2 protein-coding genes are annotated in these 1,358 nt (G+C 62.5%); one reads left to right on the forward strand and one right to left on the reverse strand.

Features of this window, described 5'->3' with window-relative positions:
- Positions 1–169 (forward strand): FAD-linked oxidase C-terminal domain-containing protein (locus tag DBR20_RS09755; protein ID WP_308812610.1); only part of this gene is annotated, 169 nt, incomplete at its 5' end.
- Between the two features lie 194 nt (positions 170–363).
- Here the strand turns inward: DBR20_RS09755 and DBR20_RS09760 are convergent.
- The gene (locus tag DBR20_RS09760; RefSeq protein ID WP_181393060.1) at positions 364–1,299 is read right to left on the reverse strand and encodes a fimbrial protein; all 936 of its coding nucleotides are present in this window, start codon (positions 1,297–1,299) and stop codon (positions 364–366) included.
- Positions 1,300–1,358: the final 59 nt, after the last annotated feature.

The following is a 1,358-nucleotide window of genomic DNA, read 5'->3' on the forward strand; positions in this document are numbered from 1 at the left end:
GCTGGCGCTGGGTGGCACGCTGTCGGGCGAACACGGCATCGGCCTGGCCAAGCGTGATTTCATGGCACAGGCCTTTTCATCGGCCACGCTGGCGGCGATGCGGGCGATCAAGGCCGCGCTGGACCCGGATGGCATCCTCAACCCCGGCAAGGTGCTGCCGCCGGCGTGATGGCCGCCGGGCATGGCCTGGCGCTACCGATGGCCAAGGGTCGGATCCTATCGCAACGACGATGGGCTCTGGCCCCATCATTTGCGCCCACCGCACTGTAGAGCCGAGCCATGCTCGGCTGCGCTCCGATCAGTTCACGAAGAACTCGCTGAACACTCGATCACTGCCGATGGTCGTGTTTCCGCTGCCGCCGCTCAGTAGTAGTTGGCCACCAGCACCGCCTGGCCAATGATCTCGCCGGCCAGCAACGGCTCGCTTGGCAGGCGGATGTAGCGCGCGGTGAACGGAATGCGTTCACTGGCACCGGTGGAATCGGTATGCGCCCACACGCGCCCCATCGGCAACGGCAGGCCGTTGTGCAGCACCTGCAGGCCCACACCCTGCGCGCTGGAGCCTGCCGCAGGTACCAGGATATCGCTCATGTTGCTGCGGTCGGTGGCGTCATGGATTTCCAGCGACACCGGACGGCCGGGAACGCCGCAGTCCATCTGCACAGTGAAGTCCTTCGCGCCACCGGTACCAGTGGCGTCCAGCGCATCGGCGCTGATGGGGTCGAGCACGGGGCTGGCGTCCATCAAGGCGCAGGTGGTGCCCTGGAATTCATAGCCCAACTCAAAATGGAACTCGGCCGAGCCGGAGCCGAGCACCTGTACCGAGCCAAGTGGGCGCCGTGTCTGCGGTCGCATTGGGCCACCGCGGGAGTAAAAGCGCAAGGTCGCTTGCATGCGATTTCCCGCCGCTTCGAAGTACCACGATGAATCACGCATCGCATCGATGGCACCTTCCAAGCCTTCATTGCCATTGTCTGGCTCATTCCAGAAACTCAGCACTACCAATGGAGAATCAGGACTGAGTTCATAGGCAGGTTCGAAATTAATGTTACGAACATACGTCAACCCCATCAGCCTTGGACGCAGAATGGCATCCTCGTTGCTGTCGCACTGGTAGGTGATGATGGGGGCGCTGGCGGTATGCAGCAGCACATCCGGCTCATGCACGAATCGCACCGGTACGGTCTGCGCGTAGGTCACGCTGGGAACATCCGGCACGCACGCTGCGTGTGCCGTGAAGCCAAACGACGTCAGTCCGGCCAGCGTCACTGCCCGTGCAAAGTGGGTAACACCGTACATGATGGCTCCAGGGTGAAAGGTTGAAGCCATGCATGGTGCAGTTCAAACGGGTACAGGAC

It is taken from the genome of Stenotrophomonas sp. HMWF023 (assembly GCF_003060985.1).
Lineage (GTDB): Bacteria > Pseudomonadota > Gammaproteobacteria > Xanthomonadales > Xanthomonadaceae > Stenotrophomonas > Stenotrophomonas lactitubi.

What these genes read in the sequence shown, in the direction of transcription:
- DBR20_RS09760 (WP_181393060.1), bottom strand. Translation starts at nt 1,299, where the DNA reads ATGTACGGTGTTACCCACTTTGCACGGGCAGTGACGCTGGCCGGACTG.